Origin of the sequence: Streptomyces durmitorensis (assembly GCF_023498005.1) — a bacterium.
Lineage (GTDB): Bacteria > Actinomycetota > Actinomycetes > Streptomycetales > Streptomycetaceae > Streptomyces > Streptomyces durmitorensis.
On the sequence record NZ_CP097289.1, the window covers coordinates 7349029 to 7369485 of the forward strand.

17 protein-coding genes are annotated in these 20457 nt (G+C 69.5%); 13 read left to right on the forward strand and 4 right to left on the reverse strand.

The features are described from left to right. Positions 1-146: 146 nt before the first annotated feature. On the forward strand, positions 147-371 hold the full coding sequence (locus tag M4V62_RS32850; RefSeq protein ID WP_249590819.1) for an I78 family peptidase inhibitor: 225 nt from the start codon (positions 147-149) through the stop codon (positions 369-371). Between the two features lie 128 nt (positions 372-499). On the opposite strand, the gene M4V62_RS32855 is transcribed toward M4V62_RS32850, so the two are convergent. After that, entirely contained in the window at positions 500-1516 is a 1017-nt protein-coding gene (locus M4V62_RS32855) for a phosphatase PAP2 family protein (RefSeq protein WP_249590820.1), read from the reverse strand. Between the two features lie 236 nt (positions 1517-1752). Continuing rightward, a complete protein-coding gene (locus M4V62_RS32860) occupies positions 1753-2913 on the reverse strand; it encodes a glycosyltransferase family 39 protein (RefSeq protein WP_249590821.1) in 1161 nt (386 codons plus the stop codon). A 230-nt stretch (positions 2914-3143) separates the two neighbouring features. Here M4V62_RS32860 and M4V62_RS32865 point away from each other — a divergent pair, with 230 nt between their 5' ends. Together M4V62_RS32865 and M4V62_RS32870 are read left to right on the forward strand one after the other, a co-directional pair. Beyond that, a complete protein-coding gene (locus tag M4V62_RS32865; protein ID WP_249590822.1) occupies positions 3144-4820 on the forward strand; it encodes an MFS transporter in 1677 nt (558 codons plus the stop codon). A gap of 107 nt (positions 4821-4927) precedes the next feature. Next, positions 4928-6124: an acyl-CoA dehydrogenase family protein gene (locus tag M4V62_RS32870; protein WP_249590823.1), complete on the forward strand. Its 1197-nt coding sequence runs from the start codon at positions 4928-4930 to the stop codon at positions 6122-6124. A gap of 13 nt (positions 6125-6137) precedes the next feature. Here M4V62_RS32870 and M4V62_RS32875 read toward each other — a convergent pair whose 3' ends face one another. Continuing rightward, the gene (locus tag M4V62_RS32875) at positions 6138-6581 is read right to left on the reverse strand and encodes a cell division protein SepF (RefSeq protein WP_249590824.1); all 444 of its coding nucleotides are present in this window, start codon (positions 6579-6581) and stop codon (positions 6138-6140) included. A gap of 289 nt (positions 6582-6870) precedes the next feature. On the opposite strand from M4V62_RS32875, the gene M4V62_RS32880 reads away from it, so the two are divergent. Beyond that, complete coding sequence (locus tag M4V62_RS32880; protein ID WP_249590825.1) at positions 6871-8133, forward strand: DUF5685 family protein; 1263 nt, start codon at positions 6871-6873, stop codon at positions 8131-8133. Between the two features lie 91 nt (positions 8134-8224). Here the strand turns inward: M4V62_RS32880 and M4V62_RS32885 are convergent, their stop codons facing one another. Continuing rightward, on the reverse strand, positions 8225-9184 hold the full coding sequence (locus M4V62_RS32885; protein ID WP_249590826.1) for an ABC transporter substrate-binding protein: 960 nt from the start codon (positions 9182-9184) through the stop codon (positions 8225-8227). A 447-nt stretch (positions 9185-9631) separates the two neighbouring features. Between M4V62_RS32885 and M4V62_RS32890 the strand changes: the two genes are divergently transcribed. The 9 genes from M4V62_RS32890 (at position 9632) to adhE (ending at position 20440) form a co-directional block, all read left to right on the forward strand. Beyond that, on the forward strand, positions 9632-10489 hold the full coding sequence (locus M4V62_RS32890) for an amino acid ABC transporter permease (RefSeq protein ID WP_249590827.1): 858 nt from the start codon (positions 9632-9634) through the stop codon (positions 10487-10489). Further along, positions 10486-11361 (forward strand): amino acid ABC transporter permease, encoded by an 876-nt coding sequence (locus M4V62_RS32895; RefSeq protein ID WP_249590828.1) that lies wholly within the window; start codon positions 10486-10488, stop codon positions 11359-11361. Before M4V62_RS32890 ends, M4V62_RS32895 begins: the two co-directional genes overlap by 4 nt. Further along, positions 11358-12119, forward strand: a complete 762-nt coding sequence (locus M4V62_RS32900; RefSeq protein ID WP_283779121.1) for an amino acid ABC transporter ATP-binding protein — start codon at positions 11358-11360, stop codon at positions 12117-12119. The genes M4V62_RS32895 and M4V62_RS32900 overlap by 4 nt, the downstream gene beginning before the upstream one ends. Positions 12120-12168: 49 nt before the next feature. Beyond that, on the forward strand, positions 12169-13140 hold the full coding sequence (locus tag M4V62_RS32905) for an ABC transporter substrate-binding protein (RefSeq protein ID WP_249590829.1): 972 nt from the start codon (positions 12169-12171) through the stop codon (positions 13138-13140). Positions 13141-13209: 69 nt separating this feature from the next. Continuing rightward, entirely contained in the window at positions 13210-14028 is an 819-nt protein-coding gene (locus M4V62_RS32910; protein WP_249590830.1) for a DUF1684 domain-containing protein, read from the forward strand. A 257-nt stretch (positions 14029-14285) separates the two neighbouring features. Next, positions 14286-15185 (forward strand): S1 family peptidase, encoded by a 900-nt coding sequence (locus tag M4V62_RS32915; RefSeq protein WP_249590831.1) that lies wholly within the window; start codon positions 14286-14288, stop codon positions 15183-15185. A gap of 157 nt (positions 15186-15342) precedes the next feature. Beyond that, a complete protein-coding gene (locus tag M4V62_RS32920) occupies positions 15343-16248 on the forward strand; it encodes a slipin family protein (protein ID WP_249590832.1) in 906 nt (301 codons plus the stop codon). Between the two features lie 275 nt (positions 16249-16523). Then, on the forward strand, positions 16524-17609 hold the full coding sequence (locus M4V62_RS32925) for a S1 family peptidase (RefSeq protein ID WP_249590833.1): 1086 nt from the start codon (positions 16524-16526) through the stop codon (positions 17607-17609). Positions 17610-17809: 200 nt separating this feature from the next. Continuing rightward, positions 17810-20440: a bifunctional acetaldehyde-CoA/alcohol dehydrogenase gene (adhE, locus tag M4V62_RS32930; protein WP_249590834.1), complete on the forward strand. Its 2631-nt coding sequence runs from the start codon at positions 17810-17812 to the stop codon at positions 20438-20440. The last annotated feature ends 17 nt before the right edge of the window (positions 20441-20457 follow it).

A 20457-nucleotide genomic window follows, 5' to 3' on the forward strand; every position in this document is an offset into this window, starting at 1 on the left:
TCCACAACCGCCCGTACGTGTGACGGAGTTAAGGCGAAACGACGGTCGTGATGCTGTGACAAAAGCGTGACCGGAGAGGGACCGGTGACGCATGGTGTCCGGCTACGGCCTTCCCCGGCCGGGCCACGCCGCCTAACGTGGCGGCCATGGCACCTATTCCGACTCCTCCCGCCGAACCCCAGGAACCCCAGGGCAGCATGGACGCCTACGTCGGCCTCGCCGCCGAGGGCGCCGAGCAGCAGGCCCGCGAGCGCGGCTGGTCCACGGTCAGGTCGCTGCCGCCGGGCGCGATCATCACCATGGAGTACCTCGCGGGGCGGCTCAACTTCGAGGTCAAGGAAGGCGTCGTGATCCGCTGCTGGAAGGGCTGACCGCGCCCCGGCGACGTATGACGACGGCACGGCATGGCGAAAGCGAAAGGCCCCGGTTCCTGGACGGAACCGGGGCCTTCGCGATGCGGGGGATGGGTTGTGCGTACCGACCCCCGCTGTCCTTGGGGCTAGCCGCCCGCGACGGGGCGGGGCGACGTGGCGGCGCGTGAGGCTCGCTCGGAGTGCGGCGGGCGGCGGCTGCCCGCCGGGGTGACCGGGCTGCGCTCGGAGCGCGGCGTGTGCGGGCCCGGCGCGAGGTAGGCCGGGGCGCGGGCGGGGCGCGGGGCACCGACCGGCTCGCGGACCTGGGGCTCGTCGGCCGGTGCTGCGGGCTGCGGCGACATCGCCGGGACCGGGGTGACCGGGGCCGGGAGGCCGGCGGCTGCGCGGCGGTCGCGCCAGAGGTCCCGCAGGCTGAAGATCCACCCCTCGACCCGGGTGAGCAGCGGCTCCACCCACGGCAGCGCGAGCAGGACGAGCAGACCCGCGGCCCAGCCGAGGAAGACGTCGCTCAGCCAGTGCGTGCCGAGGTACACGGTGGTCAGGCCGACGCTGAGGGAGACCACGGCGGAGAGCGCCGAGAGATAGCGGCGGGTGCGCGGGGTGGAGGCCATGTAGGCCAGGATTCCCCAGGTCACCACGGCATTGGCGGTGTGGCCGGAAGGGAATATATCGCCGCCGAGCCACATCTCGTTGGCGCCGATCGTGGTGGCGTAGTGCGGGCCGAGGCGGCCCATGCCGATCTTGGCGGCGCCGACCGTGACGTTCAGGAGAAGCAGGGCGGCGCCGAACGTCAGGAGCGGGCGGATGGTGTGCTGACGCCAGGAGCGCCAGCCCAGCCAGGCCGCGACCATCACGGCGGTCGGGCCGCGCTGGCCGAGGACCACCCAGTAGTCGAGGAAGGCGTGGATCTCGGGCCACTGCTGGTAGGGCCGGAAGAACATGACCTGCCAGTCGAACCGCACCAGCCACGAGGTGGTCAGCACGGCGACCACGATGGCGAGGTAGAAGGCCAGGGTCGCGCTGAAGAGCACGATCCTGTGCCTGCTCATCCTCGGTACATCGAGGCCGGCCGGTCGTTCCGGCTCACGGTCAAGACGGGCGAAGACCCGGTCCAGACGGGTGAGGTTTCGTTCGGTACGCACCCAATCGACGTTACAGCGAGTGAGTGCACCACTAGGCCGAATCAGTGGCTTTGTGATGACGATGTGATGTGGCATTGATCTCAGACAGGGGTTTATTCCTGCGGCTTCCCTATTCCGCGAAGAGCCCCTTACCGAATTCGTTGATCATTAGTGCGGCCGTTTTATGGCGCTTATGAATTCGTTCACCGGGGCCTGGTGCGGAATTTCCCCCGCGCTCACCGGGGCCCAGGAAATGATCATGGCGGACCCGAGCCGTTCAGCCAGAACGCCCCGTACACCGCGCTCGCCGCCGCCACACCCCCGAGCACCAGCGCCGACCTGGACGTACGCAGCCGGGCGAGGGCCACGGCGAGGGGCAGGAGCAGCGGGAAGGCGGGCAGCAGGAGGCGCGGCTTCGAGCCGAAATAGCCCGCCGCACACAGGGCGAGCGCCACGACGATCCCGCTGTAGACGAGCAGCGGCAGCGGCTGCTTCTTCCGTACGCCGATGACGTACAGCCAGACCACCAGGGCGACCCCGACGATCAGGCCGACGCCCGCGAGCGCCGCGGGGAAGGCGGTGAACTTGTCGCCGATGAAGCGGGCGAAGGCGTAGCCGAAGTCGAAGCCGTTGCCCCAGCCCGCCTGGACGTCGAGATAGCCGAGGAGGCCGTCCCCGGTGCGGTGGCCGACCCACAGGACGTAGCCCGCGGCGCCGAGCGGGGCCAGGACCCCCCCGAGGATCATGCGCCGGTCGGCCTTGCGCTCGCCGCGGATCCGCAGCGCCGCCGTCACCCAGAGTGCCGCGACGACCGCGGCGCCCACCGGACGGGTCAGGCCCGCGAAGGAGGCGAGCACCCCCGCCCACACCCAGCGCCCTGTGAGCACCGCGTACAGCGACCAGGCCGCGAGCGCCGTGAAGAGGGACTCGCTGTACGCCATCGACTGCACGATCCCCACGGGCAGGACCGCCCACAGCGCGACCGCGCAGATCCCCGCACGTCGCCCGTAGAGGTGATCGGCGATCGCGAAGATCCCCGCGGCGGCGCAGAGCGAGGCGAGCCAGCTCACCACCAGGCCCGCGTCGGCGTACGACAAGGGGCTGATCGCCGAGACGAGGCGCTCCAGCCAGGGCAGCAGCGGGAAGAACGCGAGGTTCGAGTGCACGCTGCCGTCCGGGAGCCGCACCTCCCAGCCGTAGCCGAACTCGGCGACGCGGGTGTACCAGAGCGAGTCCCAGCGGGCGGTGAGCAGCGTGTGCGGGCTCTTGCCCGCCGCCGCGCTCCACGCCGCGAGCACCGCGACGCCCAGGGCGCGCACCCCCGCGTAGGCGAGGAGAGCGGGCGCCGCACGGCGCAGCGCGGCGCCCGCACGGGCGCCGTACGAGGGCGGCGGCAGGCGTTGATCAAGATCGGTCACGGGCTCGATTATCGGCGCAGGGGGGAACCGGCCGCCCGCCCGGGTGCGTGGTCCATGCGTGGGCAGCGTGGCGTACGCCACACCGTCTCCGTGCAACCGTGAGAGGTCCGCCACGCGCCACAGCCGTGAACTCGCGTACTCTGACGGCTCACTCGCCTTTCGCCGCCGCCAGCTGGGAGATCACGTCCCGCAGGGCCGCCGATGCGAGGGATCACTGGGAGGTATCGCACATGTCGGGTTCAACCACGGCCACCGCTCCTTCCGGCCGTCGGGTACCCGGGTCGCAGGGTGGCGCCAACCGCTGGCTGGTGCTCGTCGTTCTCTGCGTAAGCCTGTTGCTCGTCGCCGTCGACGCCACCGTCCTGCACGTGGCGGTGCCCGCCGTCACCGAGGACCTCAAGCCCGGCGGCATCGAGCTGCTGTGGATCGTGGACGTCTATCCGCTGGTCTGCGCCTCGCTGCTCATCCTCTTCGGCACCCTCGGTGACCGGATCGGCCGCAGACGCGTGCTGCTGCTCGGCTACGCCCTCTTCGGAGTGGCCTCGGCCGTGGCGGCGATGGCCGACAACGCCCAGGTCCTGATCGCGGCCCGCGCCCTGCTCGGCGTCGGCGGCGCGATGATCATGCCCGCGACCCTCTCGATCCTCCGCCAGGTCTTCCCCGACCGGCGTGAGCGTGCCGTCGCCATCGGTGTGTGGAGCGCGGTGGCCGGTATCGGCGCCGCGGGCGGACCGCTGCTCGGCGGCTTCCTGCTCGAGCACTTCTGGTGGGGCTCGGTCTTCCTGATAAACATCCCGCTGATGCTGGTCAGCCTGCCCATCGGGCGGCTGCTGCTTCCCGAGTCGACGGGCGACCGCGACGGGCCGTGGGACGTGGTCGGCGCGCTGATGGCCGCGGGTGGTCTCTTCGGCCTCGTGTTCGCGGTGAAGCGGGCCGGTGGCGGAGAGTCGCCGTTCGGCATGACGACCCTCCTCTCGTTCTTCCTCGGCACGGCCCTCCTGGTCGGCTTCGTCCGCAGGCAGCGGCGGCGCAAGCACCCGCTCATAGACCTGTCGATGTTCTCGCGGCCCGCCTTCAGCACCTCGCTCGGCTGCATCGTGCTCGCGATGCTCGCCCTGGTGGGCCTCGAACTGGTCGCCGCGCAGTATCTCCAGCTGGTGCTCGGCCTCTCCCCGCTGGAGACCGGCATGCGGCTCGTGCCGCTCACCGTCGCCGCGATGGTCGCGGGCCTCGCCGGATCGAAGTTCCTGCACCGCTTCGGCCCGCGCACGATGGTGGCCTCCGGCTTCACCCTGACCGCGGTGGCCGTGGTGGTGCTCACCGGCATGGGCGACCAGCTCAACGACCCGTTGATGATCACCAGCTTCGTGCTGCTCGGCCTCGGCCTGCAGACCACGCTCTTCGGTTCGTACGAGTCGATGCTCAGCGAGGCTCCTCAGTCGCAGGCGGGCGGCGCAGCCGCGATCGGCGAGACCTCGTACCAGCTGGGCGCCGGCATCGGCATCGCGCTGCTCGGCAGCGTCATGAACGCGGCGTACGCGCCGGGCCTCTCGTCCGTGCAGGGCGTCCCCGCCAAGGAGAGCGCCGCCGCGAGCCACTCGCTGGGCGAGGCGTACGAAGTCGCTTCGGGGCTCGGCGGCGGGGCGGGCGAGGCGCTCCGCAGCGCCGCGCGGGAGTCCTTCGTGCACGGGCTGCATGTGACCCTGCTGGTCAGCGCGGGGCTGCTGCTGCTCGGCGCGCTGATGGCGCTGAAGCTGCCGCGGACCATGGAGTGTGGGGCCGCCTCGCAGGACCAGGACCGGGATCAGGACCAGGACCAGGACCATGAGCCCAAGCCGGACGCGGATGCCGGGATACCCGCACCGCGTGACGGGGCGGGCGTCCGCGTGGAGTCGTCGGTCCGCTGACGCGGGCGCACCGGGCCACCCTGGACGCGCGCGACCGCCTCGCCGTAACGTCACAGCTAGCCGTAAGTAACTACCACTGCTAGTTTTTGCGCCGCCGGAGGCCCGAGATGTCCGCACGCAGCCGTACGCCCCTGCCGCCCTTCGACCCCGCCGACCCGCTCGGCATCGACGACCTCCTGGAGCCGGAGGACCTCGCGATCCGGGAGACCGTCCGCACCTGGGCCGCCGACCGCGTCCTGCCGCACATCGCCGACTGGTACGAGAAGGGCGAGCTGCCCGGCATCCGCGATCTGGCCCGCGAGCTCGGCTCGATCGGCGCGCTCGGCATGTCCCTGGAGGGCTACGGCTGCGCGGGCGCCAGCTCCGTCCAGTACGGCCTGGCCTGTCTGGAGCTGGAGGCCGCCGACTCCGGCATCCGCTCGCTCGTCTCCGTGCAGGGCTCCCTCGCCATGTACGCCATCCACCGCTTCGGCTCCGAGGAGCAGAAGCAGCGCTGGCTGCCCGGCATGGCCGCGGGCGAGATCATCGGCTGCTTCGGCCTGACCGAGCCCGACCACGGCTCCGACCCGGCCTCCATGCGCACCTTCGCGAAGAGGGACGGCACGGACTGGGTGCTCACCGGACGCAAGATGTGGATCACCAACGGATCCGTGGCCGGGGTCGCCGTGGTCTGGGCGCACACCGACGAGGGAATCAGGGGCTTCGTCGTCCCCACCGGGACCCCCGGCTTCTCGGCCCCCGAGATCAAGCACAAGTGGTCGCTGCGCGCGAGCGTCACCAGTGAGCTGGTGATGGACGAGGTGCGGCTGCCCGCCGACGCGGTGCTTCCCGAGGTCACCGGGCTCAAGGGCCCCCTGAGCTGTCTCTCCCACGCGCGCTACGGCATCGTCTGGGGAGCCATGGGCGCCGCCCGCTCCTCCTTCGAGACAGCCGTCGAGTACTCCAAGACCCGCGAGCAGTTCGGCAGGCCCATCGGCGGCTTCCAGCTCACCCAGGCCAAGCTCGCCGACATGGCGGTCGAGCTGCACAAGGGCATCCTGCTCGCGCACCACCTCGGCCGGCGCCTCGACGCGGGCAGGCTCCGCCCCGAACAGGTCAGCTTCGGCAAGCTCAACAACGTACGAGAAGCGATCGAGATCTGCCGCACGTCCCGGACGATCCTGGGCGCGAACGGGATCTCGCTCGAGTACCCCGTGATGCGGCACGCCACGAACCTCGAATCGGTGCTCACCTATGAGGGCACCGTCGAGATGCATCAACTCGTGTTGGGCAAGGCGCTCACCGGTCTTGACGCCTTCCGGTGAGCGGCCTCGCCCGCTAGCTCTGGTTGAAGAAGCCGTCCGACGGACGGCTCGTGGCCTCCCCGTTGACAATCTGCGTGTTGGCGGGGGTGAGCAGGAAGACCCGCGTCGCCACGCGCTCGATGGAGCCGCGCAGACCGAAGGTCAGGCCCGCCGCGAAGTCCACGACGCGCTTGGCGTCGCCGGGCTCCATCGACGTGAGGTTGATGATGACCGGGACGCCGTCCCGGAAGAGCTCGCCGATGCCGCGGGCGTCCCGGAAGCTGTCCGGGGTCACGGTCCCGATCCGGCGTCCTTCCTCCTCGGCGGCCTCGGCCACCACCCGCACCCGCGGGTCGGTCACCCAGGCATCGCCGGGCCCCTCGGCCCCGTCGTCGTCGTAGCCGTCGTAGTAACGCTCGTCATTGTTGTTGTCGTCGACGAGGCCAAGCCAGGCGCTCGCCTTGCGTACCGATCCCATGGACGCCTCCTCTCGCAGCGGGCTTTCTGCAGTCCCTATCCCCATGTTCGTCCATGATGCGGATAGTGCGCCAAGTGGATAGTCGCCGCGCGGGGTTTTCGTGACGGTACTGGTGCAGAGTCAACCCCGTGTTTCACGTGGCTCCCCAAGGGTCCTGCTGTGTACGGCTGCTGACAGTGAGTGAAATATGATTCTTCACGGCGTATGGGTGACGACCGGTGCGTCCGGGTGAACGGACCCCTCGATACGATGCCCGAGTTGATCGGCGACAGGCTCACGGGGGAGTCGCATGTTCGGAATCGTCAGGCCCTGCAGTCATCGTCTCGGTGAGGGGCTCAAGACGCAATGGATGGCGCATCTGTGCGGGCTCTGCCTCGCGCTGCGCAGTGATCACGGGCAGTTCGCCCGGGTCGTGACCAACTACGACGGCCTGATCATCTCGGTTCTGACGGAGGCTCAGGCCGCCAAGTCGACCGGCTGGCGGCGCACCGCCGGGCCCTGTCCGCTGCGCGGGATGCGCACCGCGTCCGTCGCGCAGGGCGAGGGAGCGCGGCTCGCCGCCGCCGTCTCGCTGGTGCTCGCGTCGGCGAAGGTGCGCGACCACGTCGTCGACGGGGACGGCCTCTTGGCGCGCAGGCCGGTGGCCGCCGCCGCCCGGAAAGTGGCACAGAGCTGGGACAGGGCGGGTGCGCGCACCGGCGCCGATGTGGGCTTCGACACGGCGGTCCTGCTCGACGCCGTCGAACGGCAGGTCGGCATCGAGACCTTGGCGGGCCCCGGCACCTCCCTGCTCACGGTCACCGAGCCGACCGAGACCGCGACCGCCGCGGCCTTCGCGCACACCGCCGTCATCGCGGGCAGGCCGGGCAACGCCGAGCCGCTCGCCGAGGCGGGGCGGCTCTTCGGCAGGCTCGCGCACCTCCTGGATGCCGTGGAGGACAAGGAAGCTGACGCCGCGTCGGGTGCCTGGAACCCGCTGACGGCCACGGGCGCCGGCCTCGCCGAGGCCCGGCGCCTGGCCGACGACGCGCTGCACGGCATACGCCTCGCGCTGCGCGAGGTCGAATTCACCGACGGCAAGCTCGCCCACATGCTGCTCGCGCACGAGCTGGGGCGCTCGGTGGACCGCGCCTTCGGGACCGATGCCTGCGGGCACGCACACGAGGTGACGGCCCATCAGGGCGGTTCCTTCGGCCCGCCGCCGGACCAGGGCGGACCGTACGGACCTCCCTCCAGCGGTCCGTACGGCCCGCAGTCCCCGTACGGAGGTGGCAATCCGTACGGAGGCGGGGTGCCCGGCGGTCCGGGCGGTCCTGGCGGTCCCGGTGGCGGGCCGGCGTTCGAGCCGCAGCCGCCGAAGCCGGGGAAGCGGGGCTTCTGGGCGGGGTGTGCCGTTGCCATCGGGCTGTGCTGCACCTGCAAGCTGTGCTGTGCGGATTCGTACGAGGGTCCCTGGTCCCGCAAGAAGCGCGAGGGGTGCTGCGCGAACTGTGGCGACTGCGGGTGCTGCGGCATCTGTGAGTGCTGCCAGTGCTGCGACTGCGGGCTCTAGGCACCCGGCGGTCCCTGCTTCGTCCGCGGGCTCGTCGTGGCTGGTCGCGCAGTTCCCCGCGCCCCTTGGGGGCGCCCACCCTGATGGGCAGTCAGTCCTTGATCTCCGGGGGCGAGATCCGGGACTCGTCGATCGCCGAGGCCTGGGTTCCCCACTTCTTCAGGATGCGGTCGTAGGTGCCGTCCTCGATCAGCTGATTCACCGCGGCCTGGAAGGCCGGCGCCAGCCTCGTGCCCTTCTTGAAGGCGAAGCCGACGTCGAGACGGTGGTACTCACCGAGGAACTTCAGCCCCTCCTGCTGGTCGACCGCATAGCGCAGGCCGTTGATCGTGGACATCACCACATCGGTGCGGCCCTGCTGGAGCGAGCCCCAGATCGCGCCCTGCTCGGCGTACGTCTTCACGCTGTACGGCTTCTTGCCCGCGTCCTCGCACACGTGCTTGTTGTCCTCAAGGGTGACCTCGAAGGTGGTGCCCGCGCCGGTCGCCACGTTCAGGCCGCACAGCTGCCTGAAATCGGTGACCTTCTTCAGCTTGCTGTCCTCACGGACGGCGAAGCCCTGGCCGTCGTTGATGTACGTGACGAAGTCGATGGTCTTGCGCCGCTCCTCGGTCACGCCGAAGTTGCCGGTGCCCAGGTCGTACTTCCCGCTGTCCAGGGCGGGCAGGATCGCCTCGAAGCTCGCGGCCTCGCGCTTCAGCTTCAGGCCGAGCGCCTTGGCGACGGCCTCCGCGAAGTCGGCGTCCTGGCCGACGATCGTCTTGCCGTCCTCCAGGTAGGTGTTGCCGGGCGGACTGCCGCCGACGGCGGTCGCGAGACTGAGGGTGCCCCGCTCGCGCACGTCCGGCGGCAGGAGCTTCGCGGCCGTCGCGTCCTTCTTGACCGAGGAGACCACGTCCTGCGTGGGGATCTTGGCGCTCTTGCCCGCGGGCGCCGCACCACCCGTGGTGTCGGCGGAGCCGCCGGAACCGCAGGCGGTGAGCGTGAGCGTGGCGGCGGTGATCAGGGCGAAGGCCGCAGGGATGCGGCGGGAGTACGGGGGCTTGCTCATGGCGTGACGGTCTCCATCAGGCAGCAGGGCAGGGCGAAGCGGACGTGCGAGGGGAGGGGGTGCCGCTGCTCAGGGCGGTGCAGCAGCGGCGTACGCGTGTGAAGGCGGGGTCAACGGCGCGCGAGCGCACGGGAGATGCAAGGCGGGAGAGACCCGGGAACAGCGAAGGGCTCAGCGCGCAGGGGGTCGGCTCAGAGAGTCGTCGAACACGACGCGGACCACACTCGACCGAAGTCGATGTGGGAGCGCGTGACCAGCCACTGCTGCGGATGCATGGGGCAAGTGGAACAGGCATCCGTTTGCGCGTCAACTGCCCTGAGACGTAACGCTCACATCCTGGACGGCCTTGACAGGGCGCGTGAACCGCCCCTTACTCTCAAGGCGGATCGTGCTGAGGGGCTCGGTCCGTGTGAAGGCATCACCTCCCGTATCCACGGAGCCTTCGCCATGTCTTCCGACACGCTCGCCAAAGCCGCGACCGCCCCTCCTCACGACCCACCTCCCGAAGTCCCGCGCATCGTGCCGCAGCGCCGCGCCGGACAGTGGGTGGCCGCCGCCGCGGTCCTCGTGCTCCTCGCGCTCGCCGTCAACTCGGTCGTCCGCAACGAAGCGTTCCAGTGGGACGTGGTCGGCGACTACTTCACCTCCGCGTCCGTGCTGCGCGGCCTGTGGCTCACGCTCTGGCTGACCGCCGTCGTCATGGCGCTCGGCTTCGCGCTCGGCGCGGTGCTCGCCATGGGGCGACTCTCGTCCAACCCCGTGCTGCGCGGGGTCAGTTGGGGCTATGTCTGGCTCTTCAGGTCGATGCCGATCCTGGTGCAACTGCTGTTCTGGTTCAACATCGGGGCGCTGTACCCGTACCTCTTCGGCATCAAGACGGTGAACCTCCTCGGGCCCATCACCATCGCCGTCATCGGACTCACCCTGCACGAGGCCGCGTACGCCGCCGAGGTGGTGCGCGGCGGCATCCTCTCCGTCGACCGCGGGCAGATCGAGGCCGCGCAGGCGCTCGGGCTCAGCCGGTGGCGCCGATGGCGGCGGGTCGTCCTTCCGCAGGCGATGCGCTCCATCGTGCCGCCCGCGGGGAACATGCTGATCGGCACGCTCAAGGGCACGTCGATCGTCAGCGTGATCGCGGTGCAGGACCTGCTCTACTCCGTGCAGCTCGTCTACCACCGCACCTACCAGGTCATCCCGCTGCTCCTGGTCGCCACCATCTGGTACGTCGTGATCACCTCGCTGCTCAGCGTCGGCCAGTACTACGTGGAGCGGCACTACGCCCGCGGTTCGGAGCGCACCCGATGAGCGTGACGGAGCGCGAGCCGGTCAGTGACCTCGTGAAGGACGACTTCGGCGCGCTGAAGGTCGTCCCCGTACGCCACCCCTGGCGCTGGGCGGCCGTCGTCGCCACGGCCGTCCTCGTGGCCCAGTTCGCGCACGGCCTCGCCACCAACTCCGGCTGGGAATGGGAGGTGTTCGCCGAGTTCTTCACCGCCGACGTGATCCTCAAGGCGGTCTGGGTCACCCTCCAGCTCACCTTCTACGGCACGGCCCTCGGCTTCGCGCTCGGCATCGTGCTCGCCTTCATGCGGCTCTCGGCGAGCCCGTTCCTGAAGGCGGTGGCCTTCGCCTACATCTGGGCGTTCCGGTCGATCCCGCTCATCGTGCAGCTGCTGTTCTGGTTCAACCTGGCCTATCTGTACAAGGAGTTGCAGTTCGGGATCCCGTTCGGGCCCGGCTTCTTCTCCTTCGACACGATGGGGCTCGTCGGCGCGATGAGCGCGGCGGTCCTCGGACTGGCCCTGCACCAGGCCGCGTACGCCGCCGAGATCGTGCGCGCGGGCGTACTGTCCGTCGACAGCGGTCAGTTGGAGGCGGCGGCCGCGCTCGGCATTCCCCGGCTGCGGCAGATCCGCCGCATTGTCCTGCCGCAGGCGATGCGCTCGATCCTGCCCAATGCGGCCAACGAGATCATCTCCCTCTTCAAGGGCACCTCGATCGTCTCCGTGATGGCGATCGGCGAGCTCTTCTACCAGGTCCAGGTCATCTACGGCCGCAACGGCCGTGTCGTGCCGCTCCTGATGGTCGCCACCGCCTGGTACGTCCTGCTCACCACCGCCCTCTCCGTCCTCCAGCACTACGTCGAACGTCACTTCTCGAAGGGGGCATCGCGATGAGCGCGATGGTCGAACTCCGGTCCGTACACAAGTCCTTCGGGTCCCTGGAAGTCCTGCGGGGCCTCGATCTGGAGGTCCGCAAGGGTGAGGTCACCGTCATCCTCGGGCCCTCCGGATCCGGCAAGTCCACGCTCCTGCGCGCCATCAACCACCTGGAGAAGGTGGACAAGGGCTGGATCAGCGTCGACGGCGCGCTCGTCGGCTACCGGCGCTCCGGCGACAAGCTGTACGAGCTGCGCGAACGCGACGTGCTCAAGCAGCGCACCCAGATCGGCTTCGTCTTCCAGAACTTCAACCTCTTCCCGCATCTGACCGTCCTGGAGAACGTCGTCGAGGCGCCGATCTCGGCGCTGAAGCGCCCGCGCAAGGAAGCCGTCGCCCACGCCGGGACCCTGCTCGACCGGGTCGGGCTCGCCGACAAGGCGGACGCCTACCCCAAGCAGCTCTCCGGCGGGCAGCAGCAGCGAGTGGCCATCGCCCGCGCGCTCGCCCTCGAACCGAAGCTGCTCCTCTTCGACGAGCCGACGTCGGCCCTCGACCCCGAACTGGTGGGTGAAGTCCTCGACGTCATCAAGGACTTGGCGAGCCAGGGCACCACGATGATCGTCGTCACCCATGAGATCGGCTTCGCGCGCGAGGTCGCCGACACGGTCGTCTTCATGGACGAGGGGCTCATCGTCGAGCAGGGCGCCCCCGGCGACGTACTCGACCGGCCGCGGCACGACCGCACCCGCGCGTTTCTCTCCAAGGTTCTCTAGCCAAGGTTCTCCAGCCCTCCCCGCCCCAAGATTCTCCAGGAGCTCCCGCATGCTTTCCCGACGTACCCTCTCCGCCTCCGTCGCCGCCCTGGCCCTGATGCCCCTGCTCGGCGCCTGCGGCGGGGACAGCGACGCCGCGACCGGCAAAGGCGAGCCCGGCACCAAGAAGGTCGGCAACATCAACATCGGGCCCGACCAGAACCGCGTACGCGGCAAGAAGGTCGACGCGCTCGCGAAACTCCTGCCCGCGAAGGTGCGCGAGCGCGGCACGCTGCGGCTCGGCGGCAGCGCCGACTCGGTCGCGCCGCTCGGTTTCTACGCCACCGACGACAAGACGCGGATCGGCTCCGAGGTCGACATCGCGAGCCTGGTCGCCGACACGCTCGGCCTGAAGCCGAAGTTCGAGCAGGTCTCCTGGGAGAACCTCTTCGTCGGCCTGGACAGCGGGAAGTTCGACGGCGTCTTCTCGAACGTCACGGTGACCGAGGAGCGCAAGGAGAAGTACGACTTCGCGACCTACCGCCACGACAACATCGCCTTCGAGGCCCGCAAGGACGCCGACTGGACGGCGAAGAAGCCGGCCGACGTGGCGGGCAGGACGATCGCGGTCTCCTCCGGCACCAACCAGGAGAAGATCCTTCTCGACTGGAGCGAGCAGAACGAGAAGGCCGGGCGCGAGCCGGTCGAGATCAAGTACTTCCAGAAGGACTCCGACTACTACCTGGCCCTCCAGTCGGGCCGCATCGACGCCTACCTCGGCCCGAACCCGTCGGCCGCCTACCACGTCGCGTCGTCGGGGCAGACGAAGATCATCGGGACCCTTTCGGGTGGCGGCCCGAGCATCCAGGGCGAGATCGCCGCCACCACGAAGAAGGACAGCGGGCTCGTCGACGCCTACGCCGCCGCGCTCAACCACGTGATCAAGGACGGAAGTTACGCCAAGGTCCTGGCGCGCTGGGATCTGACGAGCGAGGCCGTGAAGGAGTCGCAGATCAACCCCAAGGGTCTGCCCAAGCCGTAGGGACCGTCTGCGCAAAGCCGCAAGGGGATGACCGTATGCGGCACATACCGGTATGAAAGGGTTGATCACATGACGACGGACGGAACGACGGACGCTTCACGCGACTGGAAGCACTGGCACGAGCAGCGCACGGAGACGGTGTCGGCGCCCTACGGCCCGCTCTCCCTCACCGGCACGCACTGGCTCGCGGACTACCCGGACGGATCGCTTCCGGACATCCCCGGGCGCTGGACCGAGGCGGGCGACGAGATCGTCCTGACCGCGGAGACCGGCGACGGGCTCACCCTCGACGGGCAGCTCTTCACCGGAGAGGCCCGTCTCGCCGCCGACCCGGGGCCGGTCGCCGCGGCCCGCGTCGGGCACGGCGACCGCCGCTTCGTCGTGCTGCGGCGCGAAGGGCTCTGGGCGGTACGCGACTTCGACCCGGACTCCGCCACGCGCCGCGCCTTCCAGGGCATCGAGGCCACCGAGTACGACGCGCGCTGGGCGGTGCCGGGGCGCTTCACGCCGTACGCCGCCGAGAGCACCGTCGACGGCGTGCGCACCGTCCGGGTCGGCAACGCGGACGGGGTGGAGCGGGGGCTCGGCCTCGGCGGTGAGCTGGCCTTCAGCCTGGCCGGAACGGACCACACGCTCCAGGTGTCCGTCGAGGGGGACGGCTCGCTGTGGGCGGTGTTCGGCGACGCGACCGGTGGGGTGTCCAGCTACCGGTTCCGGTTCCTGCGGCCCGCCGCGCCGGACGCCGAGGGGCGCACGACGGTCGACTTCAACCGCGCGCTGCTGCCGCCGTGCGCCTTCGCCGACCACTTCATCTGCCCCTTCCCGCCCCCGGGCAACACCCTTGACGCCGAGATCGCCGCGGGAGAGCGGAACCTTATCGACCACTGACACGTCAGAAACAGAGCCGATGACCCAAGCCCCGGCGGCGTACGACAGGTACGACAGCCGCCGGGGCCGGTCTTCGTGTATCCGGCTGACGGCCGAAAGGCGCCCTTGTGCGCGGTGTCCCCGGCCCGAATACTCCCGAGCAGCGCTTGTCAGGAGCACGGCGTATCCGGAATCCGGTCTGCCTTTTGCTCATTGGCTGCGCCTCACGGGCCCCAACCCACACGGGCCCACTGACTTCCCCCCGGGAGGAACAACAAGTGAGGAACAAGCGCACCACCCCCCGCAGCGGCATAGCGAGACGTACTCGTCTGCTCGCCGTGGCCACCGGACTTGTGGCCGTCGGCGCGCTCGCCGTCCCCGCTGCGAACGCCAATGACGTCACCACCTTCAGCTCGGCGCAGCTCACCAAGGCGAGCGACGCGGTGCTCGACGCGGATGTCGCAGGCACCGCATGGAGTGTCGACAAGGCGACGAACCGTCTGGTCGTCACCGCCGACAGCACCGTCTCGAAGGCCGAGATCGCCAAGATCAAGGACGCGGCGGGCAGCACGGCCGGCGCCCTCAAGGTCGAGCGCACCCCCGGCAAGTTCAGCAAGCTGATCTCCGGCGGCGACGCCATCTACGCGTCCAGCTGGCGCTGCTCGCTCGGCTTCAACGTCCGCAGCGGCAGCACCTACTACTTCCTCACCGCCGGTCACTGCACCGACGGTGCGGGCACCTGGTGGGCCAACTCGGCGAAGACCACGGTCCTCGGCTCCACGACGGGATCCAGCTTCCCGACCAACGACTACGGCATCGTCAAGTACTCGAACACGTCGATCACCAAGTCGGGCACGGTCGGCAGCCAGGACATCACCAGCGCGGGCAACGCCACCGTGGGTCAGAACGTTACCCGGCGCGGCTCCACCACCGGCACCCACAGCGGCAGGGTCACCGGCCTGAACGCGACCGTCAACTACGGCGGCGGTGACGTCGTCTACGGCATGATCAAGACCACGGTCTGCGCCGAACCCGGCGACAGCGGCGGCCCGCTCTACGCGGGGACCAAGGCACTTGGCCTCACCTCGGGCGGCAGCGGCAACTGCTCATCGGGCGGCACGACCTTCTTCCAGCCGGTCACCGAGGCGCTGAGCGCGTACGGCGTGAGCGTCTACTGACCGACGTACGGCCGACCTGCAGCCAGCAGCAGGAGAGCCCCCGCCCGGAGTTCCGGGCGGGGGCTCTCTCCTGTCTCCCGTCTCCCTTTGTGCGCCGTGCGGCGCTACCTTCGAAGTGCACGCCCAACACGCCCAATTCGGACCCTGGGGGGCCGGCATGGTCGAGGAGCTGGTGGCGACGGGAGTGGCCGTCGGATGTGCCGGAGCGGTCTATGTGATGGCCGCGGCGCGTGTGGTCAAACAGTACGAACGGGGTGTGGTGCTGCGGCTGGGACGGTTGCAGCGTTCGGTGCGCGGGCCCGGGTTCACGATGATCGTGCCGTTCGTGGACCGGCTCCGTAAGGTGAACATGCAGATCGTGACGATGCCGGTCCCGGCGCAGGACGGCATCACCCGGGACAACGTCACGGTGCGCGTGGACGCGGTCATCTACTTCAAGGTCATCGATGCCGCCGAGGCCGTCATCCAGGTGGAGGACTATCGCTTCGCGGTCTCGCAGATGGCGCAGACGTCGTTGCGGTCGATCATCGGCAAGAGCGATCTCGACGATCTGCTCTCCAACCGGGAAAAGCTCAACCAGGGCCTGGAGTTGATGATCGACTCTCCCGCCGTCGGGTGGGGCGTGCAGATCGACCGGGTCGAGATCAAGGACGTGTCGCTCCCGGAGACGATGAAGCGCTCCATGGCCCGGCAGGCCGAGGCCGACCGTGAGCGGCGGGCCCGTGTCATCAACGCGGACGCCGAGCTGCAGGCCTCCAAGAAGCTGGCCCAGGCCGCGCACGAGATGGCGGACGAGCCCGCCGCCCTCCAGCTGCGGCTTCTGCAGACGGTGGTGGCGGTCGCCGCCGAGAAGAACTCGACGCTCGTACTGCCCTTCCCGGTGGAGCTGTTGCGCTTCCTGGAGCGGTCCACGCAGGCGCAGCCGCCGGCACCGCCGCAGCCGCCCGCCGCCGTGTCCGAGTCTCCCGCTGCCGCACTCCCGGAATCCGGTACGGCGGATTCCGGGAGTGCGACAGCCGGAGAGCCGGACGCGCCAGGAGCGTCGAAAACCGGACAGGACTAGTCCTTACCCGCTGCCGATCACCCGCTCGCACGCGGTGTTTGCAGCGGGAACCGACGTGGTGAGACCGGCGCCGGTGAAGACACGGGGGGCGCACGGTGACCGTCGCGTGCGCGTCCTGAAGTAGACCTTGTGTGCTACCAGGCGGTATCGGGATAGTGGGCCGCACCATTTGGCATGGACGCGGCTATTGCAGCGTGTGCGACTCCGTGCCGGTACGCCTTCCGGTCCCCAGGTCCCCACACCGAACGGGCCGACCCCCCACAGGAGGACGTGACTTGAAGCACCGACGCATATCCAAGCGACGTGCAGCCGTGGCAGGTGCGGGCATCACCGCACTGATCGCCGCCGGAATCACCTTCCAGACTGCGAACGCGAGTGAGAGTGCCCCGACCCCCACGCCGGACACCCTCTCGGTCGCGAAGGCCGGAAAGCTCGCTTCGTCCCTCGGCAAGGACCTCGGCCTGGACGCGGCAGGCTCGTACTACGACGCCAAGGCCAAGAACCTCGTCGTGAACGTCCTCGACAAGAGCGCGGCTGACGCTGTCGAGTCGGCGGGAGCCAAGGCGAGAGTCGTCGAGAACTCCCTGGCCGAGCTGAAGAGCGCCCGTACGACGCTGAGCGACAAGGCGTCCATCCCCGGCACCTCGTGGGCGGTCGACCCGGCCACCAACAAGGTCGTCGTCACGGCGGACCGCACGGTCAAGGGCGCCGACCTCGACAAGCTCGGCGCTGTCGTGAAGGGGCTCGGCTCGAAGGCCGAACTCCAGCACAGCAAGGGGGAGTTCAAGCCCTTCATCGCAGGTGGCGACGCCATCTGGGGTGGCGGCAGCCGCTGCTCGCTCGGCTTCAACGTGGTCAAGGACGGCGCTCCGCACTTCCTGACCGCGGGCCACTGCACCGAGGCGGTGACCAGCTGGTCCGAGGAGCAGGGCGGCCCGGCCATCGGTGAGAACGCGGGCTCCAGTTTCCCCGACAACGACTACGGCATCGTCAAGTACAGCGGCGACACCGCGCACCCGAGCGAGGTGAACCTCTACAACGGCTCGACGCAGGCCATCACCAAGGCCGGCGACGCGACCGTGGGCCAGAAGGTGCAGCGCAGCGGCTCGACCACGCAGCTGCACGACGGCTCGGTCACCGGCCTCGACGCCACCGTGAACTACGGCAACGGCGACATCGTCAACGGGCTCATCCAGACCGATGTCTGCGCCGAGCCCGGCGACAGCGGCGGCGCGCTCTTCGCGGGCGACACCGCGCTCGGCCTGACCTCGGGCGGCAGCGGTGACTGCTCCGGCGGCGGGGAGACGTTCTTCCAGCCGGTTCCCGAGGCGCTCTCCGCGTTCGGTGCGGAAATCGGCTGACGGCAGGCCCCCGGCAGGGGGCAGCGGGACTTGGGGCCGGTCCGCCGACGGGCGGACCGGCCCCTTTCCGCGAGCCTTGTGAAAGTTTTCACAAAAGGACTTTCGGCCTGCCCCCAGAGGCCCTTTTCGCCTCCTGGGGCGGGATGTGCGGGTGTGCAATTGAGGCATAAGCGAAAACGCCTCAGTGAAGGAGCCCCGCCATGGAGGCCAGCGAGATGGTGGACGGACTGGTCGAGAGGGCGCTGACCGCGCTCGGCCGGTTCACGTCGTACGACCAGGAGCAGGTCGACCACATCGTCAAGAAGGCCTCACTCGCCGCACTGGGCCGGCACGGGGACCTGGCGAAGCTGGCCGTGGAGGAGACCGGCCGCGGGCTCTTCGAGGACAAGGCCGTCAAGAACCTCTTCGCCTGCGAGCACGTCGTCAACTCGATGCGCGGCCTGAAGACCGCGGGCGTCATCTCCCGCGACGAACTGAACGGCATCACCGAGATCGCCGAACCGGTCGGCGTCGTCTGCGCCATGACCCCGGTGACCAACCCGACGTCGACGACCCTCTTCAAGGCCCTCATCGCCCTGAAGACCCGCAACCCGATCGTCTTCGCCTTCCACCCCAGCGCCCAGCGCTGCTCCGCCGAGGCCGCCCGCATCGTGCGCGACGCCGCGATCGAGGCCGGTGCCCCCGCGGACTGCGTGCAGTGGATCGAGGAGCCCTCGATGGAGGCGACGGGCCTCCTGATGAACCACGAGGGCGTCTCCACCATCCTCGCCACCGGCGGCAACGCCATGGTCAGGTCCGCCTACTCCTGCGGCAAGCCCGCGCTCGGCGTCGGCGCGGGCAACGTACCCGCGTACGTCACGCGCAGCGGCAAGCTGCGGCGTGCCGTGCACGACATCGTGCTCTCCAAGGCCTTCGACCACGGCATGATCTGCGCCTCCGAGCAGGCCGTGATCCTCGACAAGGAGATCTACGACGAGGGGATCGCGGAGTTCGAGCGGCTCGGTGCGTACGTCGTCACGGCGGCCGAGAAGACCAAGCTGGAGGAGTTCGTCTTCAAGACGACGGCCTTCGGCGCCGACTGCTCGGGCGCGAAGCTGAACGCGGCCGTCGTCGGCAGGTCCCCGCGGTGGATCGCCGAGCAGGCCGGGTTCGAGGTCCCCGAGGGCACGTCGGTCATCGTCGCCGAGTGTGCGGAGGTCGGAGAGGGCGAGCCGCTGACCCGCGAGAAGCTCTCCCCGGTCCTGGCCGCGCTGAAGGCCGACTCCACCGAGCAGGGCCTCGAACTGGCGGCCCGGATGGTCGAGTTCAACGGCCTTGGCCACAGCGCCGCCATCCACACCGAGGACGAGGAGCTCGCCGAGGAGTTCGGCAGGCGCGTCAAGGCGGTCCGCGTCATCGTCAACGCGCCCTCGACCTTCGGCGGCATCGGCGACGTCTACAACGCGTTCCTGCCCTCGCTCACCCTCGGCTGCGGCTCCTACGGGCACAACTCGGTGTCGAACAACGTCTCCGCGGTCAACCTCATCAACGTCAAGCGGATCGGACGGCGCAACACCAACATGCAGTGGTTCAAGGTCCCGCCGAAGATCTACTTCGAGCGCAACTCCCTGCGCTACCTGGGCGAGATGGACGGCATCAAGCGCGTCTCGATCGTGACGGACAAGACGATGTCGACGCTCGGCTTCGTCCAGAAGGTCACCGACATCCTCGCGGCGCGCCCCGAAGCCGTCACCGTCCAGGTCATCGACGACGTCGAGCCCAACCCGGAGCTCGCGACCGTGCAGGCCGGGGCGGCACGCATGCGGGACTTCGAGCCGGACACGATCATCGGGCTCGGCGGTGGCTCACCGATGGACGCCGCCAAGATCATGTGGCTGATGTACGAGCACCCCGAGATCGAGTTCGCGGACACCAAGGAGAAGTTCTTCGACATCCGCAAGCGGGCCTTCAAGTTCCCGGGCCTGGGCGAGAAGGCGCAGATGGTGGCCGTCCCGACCACATCGGGCACGGGCAGCGAGGTCACCCCCTTCGCCGTCATCTCCGACCCGAGGGCCGCGCAGAAGTACCCGCTCGCCGACTACGCCCTCACCCCGAACGTCGCGATCGTCGACCCGACCCTGCCGATGAGGCTCCCCGCGACGGTCACAGCCGACTCCGGCTTCGACGCGCTGACCCACGCCACCGAGGCGTACGTCTCGGTGTACGCGAACGACTACACCGACGGGCTCTGCCTCCAGGCCATCAGGCTCATCTTCGAGAACCTGGAGCGGTGCGTCGTGAACGGGGCGAAGGACCCCGAGGCGCGCGAGAAGATGCACAACGCCTCGACCGTGGCGGGCATGGCCTTCGCCAACGCCTTCCTGGGCCTGGTGCACGCGATGGCGCACACGCTGGGCAACACCTTCCACGTCTCGCACGGCCGCACCAACGCGCTGCTCCTGCCGCACGTCATCCGGCACAACGGCACGGTGTCGGCCAAGGCGACGCCTTGGCCGAAGGCTGAGGTCTACCGGGCGCCGGAGCGGTTTCAGGAGATCGCCCGGATGCTGGGCCTGGCGGCGGCTTCCCCGGAGCAGGGGGTGGAGTCCTACGCCCGTGCTGTCGAGGAGCTGCGTGCCAAGTGCGGTGTCCCCGCGTCCTTCCAGGAGGAGGGTGTCGATGAAGCGGCCTTCATCGAGGCCCTGCCGGAGCAGGCGATGAACGCGTACGCGGATCAGTGCGCGCCTGCCAACCCGCGGATGCCGATGCTCTCCGAGATGGAGCAGTTGATGCGGCAGGCCTATTACGGGGCGCCCCGAAGGGGCGCGGGGAACTGCGCGACCAGCCACTGACGACCCGCAGGTCAGCA

Coding starts and splice junctions, on each gene's coding strand:
- M4V62_RS32910 (WP_249590830.1), top strand. CDS start 13,210: ATGACGACGGACGGAACGACGGACGCTTCACGCGACTGGAAGCACTGG.
- M4V62_RS32895 (WP_249590828.1), top strand. CDS start 10,486: ATGAGCGTGACGGAGCGCGAGCCGGTCAGTGACCTCGTGAAGGACGAC.
- M4V62_RS32905 (WP_249590829.1), top strand. CDS start 12,169: ATGCTTTCCCGACGTACCCTCTCCGCCTCCGTCGCCGCCCTGGCCCTG.
- M4V62_RS32875 (WP_249590824.1), bottom strand. CDS start 6,581: ATGGGATCGGTACGCAAGGCGAGCGCCTGGCTTGGCCTCGTCGACGAC.
- M4V62_RS32885 (WP_249590826.1), bottom strand. CDS start 9,184: ATGAGCAAGCCCCCGTACTCCCGCCGCATCCCTGCGGCCTTCGCCCTG.
- M4V62_RS32920 (WP_249590832.1), top strand. CDS start 15,343: ATGGTCGAGGAGCTGGTGGCGACGGGAGTGGCCGTCGGATGTGCCGGA.
- M4V62_RS32850 (WP_249590819.1), top strand. CDS start 147: ATGGCACCTATTCCGACTCCTCCCGCCGAACCCCAGGAACCCCAGGGC.
- M4V62_RS32890 (WP_249590827.1), top strand. CDS start 9,632: ATGTCTTCCGACACGCTCGCCAAAGCCGCGACCGCCCCTCCTCACGAC.
- M4V62_RS32865 (WP_249590822.1), top strand. CDS start 3,144: ATGTCGGGTTCAACCACGGCCACCGCTCCTTCCGGCCGTCGGGTACCC.
- M4V62_RS32870 (WP_249590823.1), top strand. CDS start 4,928: ATGTCCGCACGCAGCCGTACGCCCCTGCCGCCCTTCGACCCCGCCGAC.
- adhE (WP_249590834.1), top strand. CDS start 17,810: ATGGAGGCCAGCGAGATGGTGGACGGACTGGTCGAGAGGGCGCTGACC.
- M4V62_RS32900 (WP_283779121.1), top strand. CDS start 11,358: ATGAGCGCGATGGTCGAACTCCGGTCCGTACACAAGTCCTTCGGGTCC.
- M4V62_RS32880 (WP_249590825.1), top strand. CDS start 6,871: ATGTTCGGAATCGTCAGGCCCTGCAGTCATCGTCTCGGTGAGGGGCTC.